This is a genomic window from Brevibacterium picturae, from assembly GCF_030453725.1.
GTDB classification, from domain to species: domain Bacteria; phylum Actinomycetota; class Actinomycetes; order Actinomycetales; family Brevibacteriaceae; genus Brevibacterium; species Brevibacterium sandarakinum_A.
The window spans coordinates 1-15131 of the sequence record NZ_JAKDJU010000071.1; the positions used below are offsets into that span (position 1 = coordinate 1).

Annotated in this window: 15 protein-coding genes and 1 pseudogene; 7 read left to right on the top strand and 9 right to left on the bottom strand. The window is 64.0% G+C overall.

Features of this window, described 5'->3' with window-relative positions; translation table 11 throughout:
• The coding region (locus L0G76_RS08810; protein ID WP_304356924.1) for a ketopantoate reductase family protein at positions 1-608 on the bottom strand (608 nt) is incomplete at its 3' end.
• Positions 609-740: 132 nt separating this feature from the next.
• Here L0G76_RS08810 and L0G76_RS08815 point away from each other — a divergent pair.
• Entirely contained in the window at positions 741-1415 is a 675-nt protein-coding gene (locus tag L0G76_RS08815) for a TetR/AcrR family transcriptional regulator (protein ID WP_304356925.1), read from the top strand.
• A gap of 13 nt (positions 1416-1428) precedes the next feature.
• On the opposite strand, the gene L0G76_RS08820 is transcribed toward L0G76_RS08815, so the two are convergent.
• From L0G76_RS08820 to L0G76_RS08845, 6 genes are all read right to left on the bottom strand, one after another.
• Entirely contained in the window at positions 1429-2280 is an 852-nt protein-coding gene (locus L0G76_RS08820) for an aldo/keto reductase (RefSeq protein WP_096145744.1), read from the bottom strand.
• Between the two features lie 44 nt (positions 2281-2324).
• Positions 2325-3269, bottom strand: a complete 945-nt coding sequence (locus tag L0G76_RS08825) for an NAD(P)-dependent oxidoreductase (RefSeq protein WP_009882153.1) — start codon at positions 3267-3269, stop codon at positions 2325-2327.
• 85 nt (positions 3270-3354) lie between these two features.
• On the bottom strand, positions 3355-3750 hold the full coding sequence (locus tag L0G76_RS08830; RefSeq protein ID WP_096145746.1) for an MmcQ/YjbR family DNA-binding protein: 396 nt from the start codon (positions 3748-3750) through the stop codon (positions 3355-3357).
• A 57-nt stretch (positions 3751-3807) separates the two neighbouring features.
• Positions 3808-4515 (bottom strand): SDR family NAD(P)-dependent oxidoreductase, encoded by a 708-nt coding sequence (locus L0G76_RS08835; RefSeq protein ID WP_029416699.1) that lies wholly within the window; start codon positions 4513-4515, stop codon positions 3808-3810.
• A gap of 92 nt (positions 4516-4607) precedes the next feature.
• On the bottom strand, positions 4608-6005 hold the full coding sequence (locus L0G76_RS08840) for an FAD-dependent oxidoreductase (RefSeq protein WP_304356926.1): 1398 nt from the start codon (positions 6003-6005) through the stop codon (positions 4608-4610).
• A 74-nt stretch (positions 6006-6079) separates the two neighbouring features.
• Positions 6080-6847, bottom strand: coding sequence for a GntR family transcriptional regulator (locus L0G76_RS08845; protein ID WP_069599245.1), 768 nt, complete (start codon positions 6845-6847; stop codon positions 6080-6082).
• Between the two features lie 252 nt (positions 6848-7099).
• Between L0G76_RS08845 and L0G76_RS08850 the strand changes: the two genes are divergently transcribed.
• The 6 genes from L0G76_RS08850 (at position 7100) to L0G76_RS08875 (ending at position 13836) form a co-directional block, all read left to right on the top strand.
• On the top strand, positions 7100-8233 hold the full coding sequence (locus L0G76_RS08850; RefSeq protein WP_069599244.1) for a TIGR03364 family FAD-dependent oxidoreductase: 1134 nt from the start codon (positions 7100-7102) through the stop codon (positions 8231-8233).
• Between the two features lie 109 nt (positions 8234-8342).
• Positions 8343-9329, top strand: coding sequence for a phosphate/phosphite/phosphonate ABC transporter substrate-binding protein (locus tag L0G76_RS08855; protein WP_197679688.1), 987 nt, complete (start codon positions 8343-8345; stop codon positions 9327-9329).
• Positions 9330-9340: 11 nt separating this feature from the next.
• Positions 9341-10222, top strand: coding sequence for a phosphonate ABC transporter ATP-binding protein (gene phnC / locus L0G76_RS08860; RefSeq protein WP_009882142.1), 882 nt, complete (start codon positions 9341-9343; stop codon positions 10220-10222).
• A 5-nt stretch (positions 10223-10227) separates the two neighbouring features.
• Positions 10228-11901, top strand: coding sequence for a phosphonate ABC transporter, permease protein PhnE (phnE, locus tag L0G76_RS08865; RefSeq protein ID WP_304356927.1), 1674 nt, complete (start codon positions 10228-10230; stop codon positions 11899-11901).
• A 112-nt stretch (positions 11902-12013) separates the two neighbouring features.
• The gene (locus L0G76_RS08870; RefSeq protein WP_304356928.1) at positions 12014-12721 is read left to right on the top strand and encodes a phosphonatase-like hydrolase; all 708 of its coding nucleotides are present in this window, start codon (positions 12014-12016) and stop codon (positions 12719-12721) included.
• Positions 12718-13836 (top strand): alcohol dehydrogenase catalytic domain-containing protein, encoded by a 1119-nt coding sequence (locus L0G76_RS08875; protein WP_304356929.1) that lies wholly within the window; start codon positions 12718-12720, stop codon positions 13834-13836. Before L0G76_RS08870 ends, L0G76_RS08875 begins: the two co-directional genes overlap by 4 nt.
• On the opposite strand, the gene L0G76_RS08880 is transcribed toward L0G76_RS08875, so the two are convergent.
• Positions 13837-14595 carry an HpcH/HpaI aldolase family protein gene (locus L0G76_RS08880; protein WP_164743285.1) on the bottom strand — a complete coding sequence of 253 codons (759 nt, stop codon included), beginning with the start codon at positions 14593-14595 and terminating at the stop codon, positions 13837-13839.
• A 70-nt stretch (positions 14596-14665) separates the two neighbouring features.
• Positions 14666-15131: pseudogene (locus L0G76_RS08885) on the bottom strand (FAD-binding oxidoreductase); the annotation flags it as partial.

Here is a 15131-nt window from a genome sequence, read left to right on the forward strand (position 1 = left end):
AGCCATCCGACCATGATTCCGGCGTCGAGGATGAAGTGGAACCAGAGCCAGCTGCGGAAGTCTGCGATGTCGGAGATTGAGAATCCGGCCTTCGTGAAGAGTTCACGGACGACGCGGTGCCGGTCGGTGCGGCTCGACCCGTCGATATCGCCGAGGAAGATGCTTTTGGCGAATCCGCCATGCAGGGTGGTGACGTCAAAGCCACCTCCGCCACCAGGGAATCCCCATGCGACCTGCTCACGGGGCAGCCGCGAGATGGCAGCGGCAGGGTCGGCCCAGACGTTGTTGAAGATGAGGATTGTGGCCCCGCCAACTCGGGGTTGGAGGAAGTCGACTGCGCTGTCCAGCTGGTCGTGGTTGACGCTGACGATGATGAGGTCGTAGTCGTGGTCCGGTTCGAGGTCCTCTCGCAGCGTGATGGGCCAATTCTCCTGAACCGGCTTCCCTTTACTAGAGGCACGGCCGTCCCTGATGTCCACGTCGACCGAGGAGCCGAAGTCGGCGGCACGTCCGGGGCGGACATAGAAGTCGACCTCGTTCCCTGCCTTCTCCAGGGCCCATCCGTACAGTGTCGAAATGACTCCGCGGCCGAACATCAGAATCTTCATGTCTGCGTCTCTTCTCTGCGCCGTTCGGCGCTCGTCAACTCTCCACAATATGTGGAAGGTGGTTTCCACTTACATGTAGATTAAGCAGTGATCCCATCGCCGCATTCCGTTTTTCCGGAAGTGAGAGAAGAAATGGCCGAGACGACTCAGATCGAAACTCAACAAGTGCCCGCGCAGAAGCTGCGTGCGGATGCCGCGGACAACAGGGCGCGCATTCTCACGGTGGCGCGGGAGCTCTTCGCCGAACGCGGTATCGATGTGCCCATGACGGCGATTGCCCGCCGAGCAGGAGTGGGCGCGGCAACCCTGTTCCGACGCTTCCCTGACCGCCGGTCCCTGATCACCGAGGTGTTCGCCACCCAACTCACTCATTGCGAAGCGGTCCTCGCCAAGGCTGCGGCCGACCCTGACCCGTGGCGCGGATTCTGCTCGTTCGTCGAAGCTCTCGGCCGGATGCAAATCGAGGACCGTGGGTTCACCGAGGCGTTCCTCTCGGCATTTGCTGAGGGCCAAGGAATCGATGAGAAGCGCATGCATGCGGAAGCCGTCTTCGCAGACCTGGTGGAACGTGCTCAGAAGTCAGGCAAACTCCGACCCGACTTCGACCCCAGCGACCTCATGCTGATCTTCCTCGCCAACGGCGGCGTCAGCGAGGCTCCGCCCGAGCATGCCCAGGACCTTTCGCGACGACTCATCGCGTACCTGGTCCAGTCGTTCGAGTCACAGGGTTCCCCAGCCACTCGGTCGTTGCCGACCCCGAGCCGCATGGGGCTGGGCGAAGTGTTCACAGCGGCTCAGTCGCACTAGCCGCGGAAAACGCTCACATCTCTTCGTGGGTCAGCGGGTCTCTGCCCTTCATCCGACCGCGCTCAAGACCGGAGATGGCATCCACCTCGGCGGAGGTGAGGCTGAAGCCGAAGATATCGGCGTTGAGCCGCTGCCTCTCAGGATTCGCCGACTTCGGGATCGGCAGGCTGCCGACCTCGAGGTGCCAGCGCAGGACCACCTGAGCCGGCTGAACTCCGTGGGCAGCCGCAGCCTCGGCGATGGGGGCTTCGTCGAACAGACCCTGGTCGCGGTACAGCGGTGACCAGGATTCGGTCTGGACGCCGATCGATCTGTGGAATTCGATGAGCTTGCTCTGCGGGAAGTAGGGGTGGAGTTCGATCTGGTTGACCGCCGGGGTCACGCCGGTTTCGTCGATGAGTTCCTGGAGCATCGCCTCGGTGAAGTTCGAGACTCCGATCGAGGTCACCAGTCCGCGTTCGCGCAGTTCGATGAGGCCGCGCCAGGTGTCGACGTACTTGCCGACGCTCGGGTTGGGCCAGTGGATGAGGTGGAGGTCGAGGCGCTCGAGTTGGAGCCTGGCCAGGGATTCCTCGGTGCTGGCGATCGTTTCGTCGAAGCCGTGGTGACGGCCCGGGACCTTGCTGGTGATGAAGAGTTCGTCCCGGCCCACCTTGGAGTCGATGACGGCCTGGCCGACTTCGCGCTCATTCTTATAGTTGACCGCGGTATCGAGGAGTCGATAGCCGTTGTCGATGCCGGCGATGATCGCTCCGACGCCCTCTGCGTCGTGCATGGCGTAGGTGCCGAGGCCGATCTGCGGGATGCTGGCCCCGTCGTTGAGTTCGAGGGTCGGAATCGCTGAGCTGTGCTCTGAAGTGGACATGCCCCAACCCTATGACCGCCGAGGTGGTTCCGGCCAGAGCTTAGTCAGACGACTGTGCCCTGTGGAGTTTTTCCGTCGAGGACATCGATGATGGCTTGAGCCGCCGCGACCCCGGCGCGTTCGCGTGCCTCCAGCGTCTGCCCGGCGAGGTGGGAGGTGATGACGACGTTGCTCATCGTTCGCAGCGGGTTGTCCTCGACCATGGGTTCGCGTTGCAGAACGTCGAGTCCGGCGCCGGCGATCTCGCCTGTCTTGAGCGCTTCGACGAGAGCAGCTTCGTCGACGAGGGAGCCGCGTGCAGTGTTGATGAGGATCGCCGAGTTCTTCATCGCAGAGAGGCTCGCGGCGTCGATGATCGGGTCACCCTTGCCCGCTCTGCTGTGGAGAGACAGGTAGTCGGCGGCTTTGATTGTCGTGTCGAAATCGGCGAATTCGATGCCCGATGACTGCTCGGAGTCGGGGTGGGCTGTGGAGACGAGGACTCGCATTCCCAGCGCAACACCGAGGGCAGCGATCGCTTTGCCGCTGGGTCCGTATCCGATGACGCCGAGACTCTTGCCCCGCAGTTCGGTTCCGGCCTCGCGTGGCCATCCGCCGTCGTCCACTCCAGCCAGCACGGTGTTGAGTCGGCGAGCGCAGGCGAGCATGAGTGCGAGCGCCAGCTCGGCGACGGCGTGGTGGTTGACCCCTGGTGTGTTGCACACGCGGATGCCGAGCTCGGCCGCCGCATCGATGTCGACGTTGTCATAGCCCACCCCTGCCCGGGCGATGACCTTCAGCATTGGGGAGGTCGCGAGCATGTCACGCGCGACCGGTTCACTCGCAGCGATTGCACCGACGGCTCCTTCGAACAGAGCCAGCTTCTCTTCGTCCGTGCGAGTTCCGCCCGCCGGCGAGTAGACCGGTTCGAGGCCGCGATCTCGCAGCATCGTGTCGACGGTGTCGCCCGGGCGGAGGTAGTCGGTGGTGATGACGATGCGGTTGTTCATGTGTCCGAGAATATCCGGCCTCTCGCCGGCTGCGTCACAGTACCCAGCTGGCGGACGAGGGGTTGCCTAGTCCTTCGCGGGCATTTCAGTCCTTCGCGGACAATTTGCGGACGACACCGGCAGGTGCGGTATTTCGGTAGGAATCGGTGAGCAGATCACTGAGGTCATTCTCGTCGAGGGTCTCGAGTTCCAAGCCGATCCAACCGGTGGGACCCAGGTACATGGGAACGAAGGCATCGGGTCGCTCCATCAGCACCTCGGCGTCCATCGGATCGGGCAAGATGAGCAGGGCTTGCGGATGCTGCTCCATTCCACCGGTGACGAGCTTCCGCGTGCCTCCGAAGTGCGCGAAGATCTTCTTCGTGAAGAACGCGGGCCGCCCATGCGAGACCTTCTCCTGCGCCTCGGGAAGGCTCAGCGCGGTCTTACGCAGGCGGGCCAGCTGCGGGTCGTCGTCATCGAACATCTGCGGATGCGCCATGAACCCACTTTATTAGCGGTCACGGTCACAGGCTAGGGACGAAGCAGAGCCGAGTGCTCAAGCTTGGCCCTCACTGGTGTACGTGTCTTTGAGGACTGCGTCTGAATCCTCCGATTCATCGACGTAGAAGCGCTCTGCGACATCCTGCTTCTCGTACATATCAAGGTATTCGTCCGCGATGTTGTCGGCTGAGAAATAGGTGCCTTCCTCAATCACTCCGGCAATCGACAGCATGCCCACGTAGACGCCCTGATCCTGCAGCTCATCATGAAGGCAATGAGCGTAACTGCGCAGTCCGGACTTGCCGATGCTCAAAGTGGTCAGGATGGGGGTCACCGTCAGCTCTGAAGCTCCACCACCGGTGAAGAAGATGGTTCCCTGCTTCCGTTCGATCATCTCGGGAATCACCTGCTGCGCGCTGGAGATTCCGCCGATGATATTCACCTGCATGTGCTGGTTCGCGATATCGGCCGTTGTCTCCGCGGCAGATACCGGCGCGATCACCCCGGCGTTGTAGACGAGCACATCGATCTGGCCGAATGTCTCCCGCACCTGAGTGAACGCATCCGCGATCTGCTGTTCGTTCGTCACGTCAGCAGAAAAGCCCGCGCTCTTGATATTCATGTCAGTCAACGAAGCCTGGAGAGTGTCGAGACGATCTTGGTTCCTGGCGATCAAAGCCACATTGAAGTCCTTCTTGCCGAACTTCTCAGCAAGGCTGAGGCCGAGCCCTGGTCCTGCTCCCACAATCACTAAAGTGCTCATCTATCAATCTCTCTACGGGGCGGAATCTGCGGCATGTGCCATTATTCAGCAACCTTGATACTGAGCGGAGTATTCCACTGGTTGCAGCGCCCCTACTTCACAACCCCGAGCACCTCATTGAGAGCTTCCGTCGCCGAGGGGTGGGTGTAGATCGTGTCGCGCAGCTCGGTGGCGGTGACGTTGTGGCGCATCGCCAGGGCCACGGTGTTGATGACCTCCTGCGAGTGCACGTGGACGAGTGCGGCGCCGAGGATGTGGTCCGTTGCCCCGTCGACGACGAACTTCACGATGCCGCGCGGGTCACCTTCGATCTTCGCCCTGGGTGCTGCAGCGATGTCGGCCATCGCCTTCGCTCCGACCTTGACGTCATAGCCCTGCTCGCGGGCGGCGGCCTCGCTCAGCCCCACGCGTGCCACGGGCGGGGTGAGGAACATCGTGTACGGCACTGCGCTGCGGTCCGCGGTCGTCCGCTTGCCGTCGCCGAGCAGCTGATCGGCGAGGATCCGATTGTCGTCGAGAGAGATGTAGGTGAACATCGGTCCGCCATTGACGTCGCCGACGGCGTAGACGCCTTCGGCCGAGGTGCGCAGGTGCTCGTCGACCGTGATGAAGCCGCGCTTGTCGGTCTCGATCCCGGCCTTGCCCAGGCCCAGGCCCTCGGTTGTTGGCGCACGGCCAACGGCCAGGAGGACAGCCTCGGCGTCGACCTGCTTCTCTTCGCCACCGACCTCGTAGGTCACGGTGGCCTGATCGGTTCCATCGGCAACAGCGGTCACGGATGCTTCGTTGATGATCGTGACTCCGTCATCGGCCAGAGCCTGAGCGACCACCTCGGCGACGTCGGCATCCTCATTGGCCAGCGGGCGCTGTCCGCGGTCGAGGACGGTGACCTGGGAGCCGAAGTGAGTGAACATCGATGCGAACTCGAGTCCGATGTATCCACCGCCGACGACGACCAGGCGTTTGGGGAACGGGGAGACGTGCTGCAGGGCCTCCGAGTCGTAGATGCGACCGCCGAGCTTCGCTCCGTCAATGGGTGGGATGTTTGCGAGCGAGCCGGTGTTGACGACGACGGTGTCCGCGGTGATCTGCATGGTGTCGTCACCGCCGGTGACGAGGACTTCGCGTTCGCCGGTGAACTCGGCACGACCGGAGACCAGGAGAACCGAGTCGAGGTCGTCGAGCATGGAGAAGTTCTTCTTCCGCATCGCCCCGGTCAAGGTGTCGCGGCGCTTCACGGCCTTCGCGAAGTACTCGTCAGTGTCGTCGTCATCGCGTTTGTTCTCCGCGTCGTGGACCAGGATCTTCGTGGGGATGCAGGCGATGTTGATGCAGGATCCGCCGATCATGGCATCCGACTGCTCGACGACGGCGACGCGCTTGCCGGCTCTGGCCATGGTCCCGGCCAGGGTCTTTCCGCCCTTGCCCCATCCGATGACGAGGAGGTCCATGTGTTCGTGCGAATCGGCGTCGTGGTTGTTCTCGGCCATGATCGGTTCCTTCCAGCAGACGATGCGTTGGTTGACGATGCGTTGGTTGTGAGCCTACTACGGAGCGGTGAACCTCAGATGTCGCCGAGGTTGGTCGACGTCAATGCCATCGAGCTGGGGTTTCCCCGGGTGGAGTTCATCGTAAAGCTGGCCTTCCACGGAAGGTAGCGGTCGTCAGAGGACTCGATCAGCGCGCCCGCGCCGGTGAATGCGCGGCGACGGACTCGCAGCAGCGGTGTGCCGACGGGAACTTCGAGCAGTGTGGCGTCGTCTTCGTTGGCACCGATCGCATCGATGGTTCGCGAGGTTCGGCTGATGTCGACGCCCTGGTCGATGAGTTCCTGGTAGATCGAACCGGAGTCGGTATCGAAAGCGAGAACGTGGCGCCCGAATTCGAGGGGGTAGTTCAAGCGCTCGACCATGGTGGGCACATCGTCCATGAGGCGGAGCCGGAAGACGGAGACGACCGGGTCACCGTCTGGGATCCGCAGACTTGCGGCCAGCGACTTCTCGGCGGGCCTGCGGGTCACCCATTGGGTGCGCTGGCCTGGGACGATGTCGGCATTGTGGCACCACTGGGAGAAGGAGATGATGTCGTCGAAGGACTGTGTGGGCACATTGTCCAATACGACCGTCCGGCGCCCGCGTCCCGAAGAGATCAGGCCCTCGGTCCGCAGTGTCGACATCGCCTGTCGAACCGGGCCGCGGGAGCTGGTGAACTTCCGGGTCAGTTCCGCTTCCGAGGGCAGTTCGTCGCCGGGCTGGAAATACCCCTCGCGAATCGCAGTTCGCAGATAGTGGGCGATTTCGTCGTACTGCTGTCGTGTGCGCTGCTGAGTCATGTGTGCTGGCCTCGTCGGGGTCGGGGATGGGGACACGTGCTTCCAACTGTGCTGCCGTGGTGCTGTGCTTGCCGTGCGCTGCGCTGCTCGAGGTCGTCGTGTTCTCCGATCGGCGGCGTCTCTTCCTTCCTATTCGGGGCGAATGAACCGGGAGTGCCGGCCGAGAAGCGCAACGTCACGTTCAGGTGAACAATCGCCAAACTTGTACATACATGTGTTCATCGTACGACAACAAGCGACCAAGATGGGGGAATGTCGAAAACTGATCTCATCATCGTAGGTTCCGGAATTCTGGGCCTGGCCACCGCATTCCGCGCACACCGTCAGGGCCGCAGCGTCCGTGTCATCGACCGTTCCGCCCGCCCCGTGGGCTCATCGATCCAGAACTTCGGGCACGCCTGCTTCACTGGGCAGGCCGATGACGCTCAGGATCTGGCGATGGCGTCTCGAGCCGGCTGGCTGGAAGCCGCCGCCGCGACCGGGATCTGGGCGGCAGAGACCGGGTCCTTCATCCCTGCCATGACCGAACCGGAACTGCGCGTCCTCCAGGAGTTCGCCGATCACCGGGGTCCGGATCAGGCGACGATGCTCAGCGCCGAGGAGGTGGCGGCGGCCATCGGGAACCCGAGCCTGGGCGCCATCGGTGGGGCTCACCTGCCCCTGGATATGCGCGTCGACCCACGTGAGGCAGCCCCCGCCCTTGCCGAGTGGCTGGCTGGAGAGGGTGTCGAATTCACGTGGAACACTACCGTCACCGAGGTGGGCGACGGCACCGTGTCCACCAACCGTGGCGATGTCCACGGTGAGCAGGTCGTCGTCTGCCCCGGCTATCAGCTCACCTCCCTGTTCCCGGAGATCGCCGAGGCGCACGGGGTGCGCATCTGCACGCTGGCAATGTCCCTAATCGAGCGACCGCAACGGATCCCGAGCGGGTTCGCCATGCTCACGGGCACCTCATTGGCCCGTTACGACGGGTTCGCCGCCATGCCGGGAGCATCGGCACTGCGTGAGGATCTGACGCAGCGGGAGCCGGAGCTCGTCGATGTCATCGCCAACCTCATGGTCACCGATATCCCCGGCGGACTGCTCATCGGCGACTCCCACGCCTATGACCTCAGCCCCGAGCCCTTCATCGACGCACGCGTCGGGGATCTGCTGCTTGATCGCGCCACCAGCATCCTCGGCATCGATGAACCCGTGGTTCGCCAGCGGTGGCTGGGCCAGTATGCCGACAGCACCGAGACGAATCTGATCCTCGAGCGCCCTGACGCGCGAACGACGGTCGCCGTGGTCACCTCGGGGATCGGGATGACTCTGTCGTTTGGGATCGCGGACCGCATCCTCGGCGGCTACCCGGCCGAGACAGACGCACGGCCCTCCACCTGAGACCGGCACCACATTCGAAGCCCCTCGCCCCAACCGCCGATGAAGTTGTCATGTCCGATCGGTGAACAGGGTCGAATTGTATAGACATGTTGATTCGAGGTGTCGAAGAATGAAGCCAAGCGATCACCCCGACCACTCGAAAGGCAGGCCGCCCATGGCCCTGTTCCCACGCTTCCGCTCCCGCACCGTCCGCTCACTCACGGCCGCAGCGCTCGCACTCCCGCTGCTCGCCGCTTGCGGTTCCTCCGGCGACGACGGCGACACCATCACCTTTGCCGCAGTCCCCGCCGAGTCATCGTCCACGTTGGAATCGACCTTCGAAAACGTCACCGCACTGCTCGAGGAGGAGACCGGCAAGACGGTCGAGTTCCAGAATGCCTCCGATTATGCAGCGGTGATCGAAGGAATGCGGGCCGGCCAGATCGATGCCGCCTCGTTCGGTCCGTTCGCCTATGTCATCGCCAAGGACTCCGGCATCGACATGGAGCCCGCGGCTGCTCCGACGAGCGATCCGAAGAAGGATCCGGCCTACACCTCGCTTGCCTACGTCAAGAAGGGCTCGGACATCAAGGGCCTGAGCGATCTCAAGGGCAAGAAGGTCTGCTTCGTCGACAAGGCCTCCACCTCGGGCTACCTCGTGCCGATGAAGGGGATCATGGATGAAGGTCTCGACATGGAGAAGGACATGGAACAGGTCCTGACCGGCGGTCATGACGCCTCGCTGCTGTCCCTGGACTCCGGCGAATGCGATGCGGCCTTCGCCCACGACACCATGCTCAAGACGCTCGAGGAATCCGACCAGGTCAAGCCCGGCAGCCTGGAGCCCGCATGGGAGTCCGAGCCCATCACCGAGGACCCGATCGCTGTCAACAACGAGTCTATGGACCCTGAGCTGGCCAAGCAGATCACGACCATCCTGCGTGAGAAGGCCAACGTTCCGGCCATGGTCGACGCCGGCATCTGCTCCTCCGAGGACGACTGCGTCCTACCTGAGGAGATCGAATACGGCTACAAGCCCGTCGAGGACTCAGACTTCGATTCCATCCGCGACATCTGCGATGCCACCCAGGCAGATGCCTGCAAGAACGTCGGCTAGGAGACGCACTCATGACCACTGAACTCCAGCGAGAGATCGACGATATCTACTCAGTCCAACTCGACCATGTGACAAAGGACTTCGGCGGCGGAGTCCTCGGACTCGACGACGTCAACGTCGGCTTCCGCACCGGCCGGGTCACCGTTCTGCTCGGCCTGTCCGGATCGGGCAAGTCGACGCTGCTGCGCCACATCAACGGCCTGCACTCCCCCACCTCGGGCACGGTGCGTGTCCTGGGCCAGGACGTGAACTCGGTGGGGAAACGAGGGCTGCGGGAGCTGCGCCGGAACATCGGCGTGATCTTCCAGTCCTTCAACCTCGTCGGCCCCATGTCTGTGTTGGAGAATGTCTGCGCCGGGCAGCTCGGTTCACTCAAGGGACCGCGCATCTCGCTGATGATGTACCCGAAGTCGGTGCGCCGCGAAGCCATCGAGAAGCTCGACCGGGTCGGCTTGGCCGATCGTGCTTATCAGCGTGCGGATACACTCTCCGGCGGTCAGCAGCAGCGCGTGGCCATCGCCCGGGCGCTCATGCAGCACCCGACGGTTTTGCTGGCCGATGAACCGGTGGCCTCGCTCGATCCCGTCTCCGCGCTCGACGTGATCAACCTGCTGCGCCAGATCGCCGAGGAGGACGACCTCACCGTCATCGCCTCGCTCCACCAGGTTCAGCTCGCCATCGAGTTCGCCGATCGGATCATCGGCCTGCGCAACGGCCAGGCGGTCCTCGACCGCACCACGCAGGGCCTCAGTGCTGAAGAGGCTTCGACGATCTATTCGAGTGTCTCCGGCATGGACATCTCCGACGCCGAGGCTGGGGCAGGTTCCGCATCCACGTCCACTTCCGATTCCGATTCCGTCCGCACCCCGATGTCGAGCGGTGTCACCCGCTGATGTCCATGCTCACCGAGGCCCCACCTGAGGTTCGCGAGGTCCCAGTACGTCCGCGTCCGGCCGGGTCCAGCCTCGCCGCCGCGCTCGTCATGATCGCCTTGGTCGTCGGGGGCGTGTGGTCCGTCGGTGCGCTTGGCATCGATATTGCGACGATCGTCGATTCCTTCGACAATGCGGTGAACTTCTTCGCCCGCATGTTCCCCCTCGACTTCCCACCTGTGGCAGAGACCCTCTCCCTGGTGTTCGAGACCTTGGCCATCGTCTTCCTTGCCACGCTCCTCTCGGTCGCACTCTCCGTTCCCGTGGCTCTGGCTGCGGCCAGACCGACTCGGTGGGGTGTCACCTCGCAGTGGGTTGCTCGCGCACTGACGGTGCTGGCTCGGGCAGTCCCCGATTTGGTGCTCGCGATCATCTTCCTGCGCATGTTCGGGCTCGGAGCCACGGCCGGCATCATCGCCATGGGCATCCATTCGGTCGGCATGATCGCCAAACTCTACGCCGACGCGATCGAAGAACTCGACGACGGCCCACGCGAGTCCGTGGAGTCCCTCGGCGGCAGTCGCGCACAGCAGATCATGGCGGCCATCCCCCAGACCCTGATGCCCCAGCTCATCGCAACGGCGCTGCACAGGTTCGACATCAATCTGCGCACCTCGGTGCTGTTGGGTTATGTCGGCGTGGGCGGCATCGGATTGGCGATCGCCGATTCTCTGCGGACGCTGGACTATCAGCGGGGCATGGCTCTGGCGGTGCTCGTCCTGCTGCTGTGCATCGGCCTCGAGCTCGTCTCCGGCGCTATTCGCGCTGCGCTGATGAGGTCGGCCGGGCAGAGGATCACCGGCGGCACCTGGGTCGATCGTCTGCTCAACCGCGGCCGCGAGTCCGGTGTCAACGATCTCCACCTGACACCACCGTGGAGTTCGGCTCGCATCAGACGTTTCCTCTCGGTCGCACTGATCGTGGTCTTCACCGTCGCGGCCCTGTGGCGCGTGGATGTGTCCTGGTCGGCACTCGCGCAGGGGATCCTCGACCTGCCGCAGACCCTGGCACTGTTCTTCCCGCCGTCGGCCGGCGGGTCCATGTCCAACCTCTTCGAACAGCTGCTGGTGACGATCCAGATCTCGCTCGCGGCCACGCTCATCGGTGCTGTCCTCGCGATACCGATCGGCATCCTCGCCGCTCGAAACGCCGTGGCGAATGCCTATGTGCACCAGACGTTCAGGGTGATCATCGTGATCGTGCGCGGCATTCCCGAGCTCATTCTCGCGATCATCTTCGTCGTCATCTCCGGTCTGGGCGAGGTCGCCGGCACGCTGGCTCTGTCCATCGGGGCGATCGGCCTGCTCTCGAAGCTCATCGCCGATTCGCTGGAGGAGACGGACACTCAGGTGCAGGAGGCGATGCGGGCGACCGGTGCCAGCGAAGCACAGGTGTTCTTCTCAGCCACACTGCGCCAGGCGGCACCGGCCTTCGTCGCCCACACGATGTACCTGCTCGACAACAACATCCGCTCGGCCACACTCCTCGGAGTCGTCGGCGCCGGAGGCATCGGATTCCTGCTGCTCAACGCCTCGCGGGTCAACCAGTTCGATGTGGTCACCATGGTCCTCATCCTCATGGTCGCCGTCGTCCTCGCCGTCGAAGCGCTGTCGATGTGGCTGCGCAAAGCCGTGCGCTGACGCCGAGCCATTCGCTGGTGTCCAGCTGTTCGTTGGCGCTCCTGCGTTTTCACATACCCCGTTTCACATACCCGACCCCACACACTCTGTCCCAGCTAAAAGGAGAAACAGCATGATTGAACTCGCCATCTTCGACATGGCCGGCACCACCATCGACGACCGTGACGAGGTCTACCGCGTTCTGCGGGAGGCCACGGAACGCGAAGGTGCGAACTACTCTGACGAGGTGTTCCAGAAGTGGATGGGCACGGAGAAGAAGTGGGCGATCGAAAATCTGCTCCGCCTCGGCGGTGTCGAGGTCGATGACGAACTCCATGAGAAGACCTGGGAATGGTTCCGACAGGAGCTGCGCCGCACCTACACCGACAATCCGCCGAAGCCGCTGCCCGGGATCGAGGAGGCGCTGGCGACTCTGCGCGAGCAGGGCATCAAGGTCGCTCTGACGACTGGGTTCGCTCGGGAGATCGCCGATCTCATCTTCTCCTCCATGGGATGGCAGCAGGGCGAGACCTTCGACGCCTCCTCCTGCGGCGACGAGGTCGAGGCCGGTCGGCCAGCACCCGACATGATCGAGACAGTCATGAAGGAACTCGGCGTCGAGGAAACGGCCGCGGTCGTCAGCGTCGGCGACACCTCGGCGGATGTGCAGTCGGCACTGCGTGCCGGAGTCACCTCGGTGGGTGTGCTTACCGGTCACCTGAGCCGGAAGGACTTCGCTGCCGAGGGCGCCCACCTGGTGCTCGATTCCGTTGCGGGGCTTCCCGATGCATTGGTCGACCTGCCAGCTTCGGATGCAACCTCGGCCCCGGTGAACCAGTGACGGCGGAGGTTCAAACGCAGGCTCAAGCTCAGTCACCGGTTCAGGCTTCCCCGGCCGACACCTCGGCGGATGCGGTGGCCTCGTTTGATGCTGAAGTCTTCGCGGCCACGGTCGAAGCCGTCGTCTGGCTCGGCGGGGATCAGTTCGAGACCCAGTCCTTCGACCGCCCTGAACTGGCCGAGGGCGAGAGCCTCATTCGCCTGACCACCGCCACCGTCTGCGGCTCGGATCGTCACACCGTGCGCGGGCGTCGCCCCGGAGCCTGCCCCGCCGTTCTCGGACACGAGGGCATCGGCGTGGTCGAGGATTCGCGGTCTGGGCTCCCGCTCGGCCAACGCGTGGTCTTCTCGGTCACCTCGGTATGCGGGACCTGCGAGAACTGCGGGCGCGGGCTCAGCGCAAAATGTCAGTCGGTGGCCAAGGTCGGGCACGAATCCACCGACAGCGGGTGGGCGCTGTCGGGCACCTACGCCTCCCACATCCACCTGCCGGCCGGCGTGGCAGTCATCCCGGTGCCGGATTCGGTGCCAGACGCCGTGGCCGCCACGGCAGGGTGCGCCGTCGCCACCGTCATGGCGATGCTCGAGGCCGCCGGTGACCTGCGGGGCCGTCGTGTCTTCGTCAACGGACTCGGAATGCTGGGGCTCACCGCGGTGGCCGCCGCGCAGTCCCGCGGTGCCGCCGAGGTGCTCGCCTTCGATCCGACGCCGCAGCGCCAGGACCTAGCCCTGTTCGCCGGGGCGAGCACGATCCTGGAAGAGGAGGTGCCGACAGACGTCGATGTCGCACTCGAACTCTCCGGCACCACCGCGGGTGTGGAGACCTGCGTGGCCAGCCTTGGAATCGGCGGCACCGCAGTTCTCGCGGGAAGCGTGAGTCCTGGACCGAACATCGAGATCAATCCCGAACAGCTCGTGCGAGGGTGGCGCACCATCACCGGTGTGCACAATTTCGAACCACACCACCTGCAGGAAGCCGTGGACTTCCTGGCCGCAGACGGCAAGAACATGCCGTGGGACCGCATCCTCGGCGGCCCGATCGGACTGTCAGACCTGGCGCAGGAATTCGCCGACCCCAGCAAGGGACTGCGGACGGTGGTCGATATCGAGGGGTGACTAGCCTCGCGCCGTCGCCAGGTCCTCCCGGAACGCGCGCCCAGCGGCACCGATATCCCCCGCCGAGGTGATGAAGCGGAATCCCTGTTCCTTCCGGGCCTTGGCTTCCGCACCGTCACCGCAGTGAATGCCGGGGACGACCCCGGCTTTGTCGGCTGCTGTGCGGATCCGCACGAGCGCCTCGGCGTGGGCATCATTGGGCTGACCTGGCAGTGCATCGACGGCGAAGGCGAGGTCGGCGGGACCGACGTAGACACCGTCGATGCCTGGGACTTCGCAGATCTTCTCGACGTTGGCCAGACCTTCCTTGTTCTCGATCATCACGAAGAGAAGCGGACGCTCGTCTCGGGTGTCCTGGACCGCGTTGTGCATGAGTTCGGCGGTCGGGCCCCAGGAGCGGTCGCCTCCGCGGCTCGGATAGTCGAGTGCGGAAACGGCGGCCTCGGCCTCGGCGACGTTGGACACGAGCGGCACGATGACGGCTTCGACGCCGGCGTCGGCGAGCATGCCGATCTCGGTGAAGCGGTTTGCTGAGACTCTTGCAGTGACCAGGGCAGATCCACTGGCCCGGATGGCATCGGTGAGGCGCATAACGTCGGTCGGGCGAGTGAAACCGTGCTGCATATCAAGGCACACATAGTCATACCCTGCGGCCGATCCGACCTTCGCCAGCTCCTGGCTCGTCGACATCATCCACAGTCCGTTGTAGATCTCTCCGGCGGCGAGGCGAGCGCGATGCGATTCCAATGCTTGAGTCATATGTGCATCGAATCACACGCGGCTCACCGACGCCAGGGATGCCCGGCATCCGGATGAACCCCGGGCAGCATCAGAATCGGGCCTGACTCACGAGCTCGTCGAGGGCTTCAAGAATGTGGCGATACGGCTTCCCCGTCGCCCGAGTCATCCCGATCTCACACGTCCTGTTCGTCGACGCGTGAATGTCCGCGCCGATCGATTCGACCTCGGCGGCTTCGTCCTTCGTCGCCGAGGCGGTGAGCTCGGGATGGAGCATTCCCCGATCCCCCGCGAAGGCACAGCAGCCCCAGGAATCGGGCACGCTGACCTCATCGGCGATGGACCCGGCGAGCGCGCTCAGGTCCTCGTTGATTCCCAGCTGGGTCGACGAGCATGTCGGGTGGAGGGTGATCGAGGGCAGGCGGTGTTCGGTCGAGAGTGCTCCGCGATCCTGCAGCGCAGGGAGCAGAGTCTGCGTGGCGAAGGCCACGGCGTCGATGATCTCGAAATCCTCCGCTGCGTCTTTGTCGGTCGACTCGGTCGCGTCGGTCGAGTCG

Bases quoted from the DNA above. Each gene is read 5' to 3' on its own strand.
- L0G76_RS08835 (WP_029416699.1), bottom strand. From the start codon at position 4,515: ATGAGCACTTTAGTGATTGTGGGAGCAGGACCAGGGCTCGGCCTCAGC.
- L0G76_RS08850 (WP_069599244.1), top strand. From the start codon at position 7,100: ATGTCGAAAACTGATCTCATCATCGTAGGTTCCGGAATTCTGGGCCTG.
- phnC (WP_009882142.1), top strand. From the start codon at position 9,341: ATGACCACTGAACTCCAGCGAGAGATCGACGATATCTACTCAGTCCAA.
- L0G76_RS08820 (WP_096145744.1), bottom strand. From the start codon at position 2,280: ATGTCCACTTCAGAGCACAGCTCAGCGATTCCGACCCTCGAACTCAAC.
- L0G76_RS08830 (WP_096145746.1), bottom strand. From the start codon at position 3,750: ATGGCGCATCCGCAGATGTTCGATGACGACGACCCGCAGCTGGCCCGC.
- L0G76_RS08855 (WP_197679688.1), top strand. From the start codon at position 8,343: ATGAAGCCAAGCGATCACCCCGACCACTCGAAAGGCAGGCCGCCCATG.
- L0G76_RS08870 (WP_304356928.1), top strand. From the start codon at position 12,014: ATGATTGAACTCGCCATCTTCGACATGGCCGGCACCACCATCGACGAC.
- L0G76_RS08840 (WP_304356926.1), bottom strand. From the start codon at position 6,005: ATGGCCGAGAACAACCACGACGCCGATTCGCACGAACACATGGACCTC.
- L0G76_RS08880 (WP_164743285.1), bottom strand. From the start codon at position 14,595: ATGACTCAAGCATTGGAATCGCATCGCGCTCGCCTCGCCGCCGGAGAG.
- L0G76_RS08845 (WP_069599245.1), bottom strand. From the start codon at position 6,847: ATGACTCAGCAGCGCACACGACAGCAGTACGACGAAATCGCCCACTAT.
- phnE (WP_304356927.1), top strand. From the start codon at position 10,228: ATGCTCACCGAGGCCCCACCTGAGGTTCGCGAGGTCCCAGTACGTCCG.
- L0G76_RS08815 (WP_304356925.1), top strand. From the start codon at position 741: ATGGCCGAGACGACTCAGATCGAAACTCAACAAGTGCCCGCGCAGAAG.
- L0G76_RS08825 (WP_009882153.1), bottom strand. From the start codon at position 3,269: ATGAACAACCGCATCGTCATCACCACCGACTACCTCCGCCCGGGCGAC.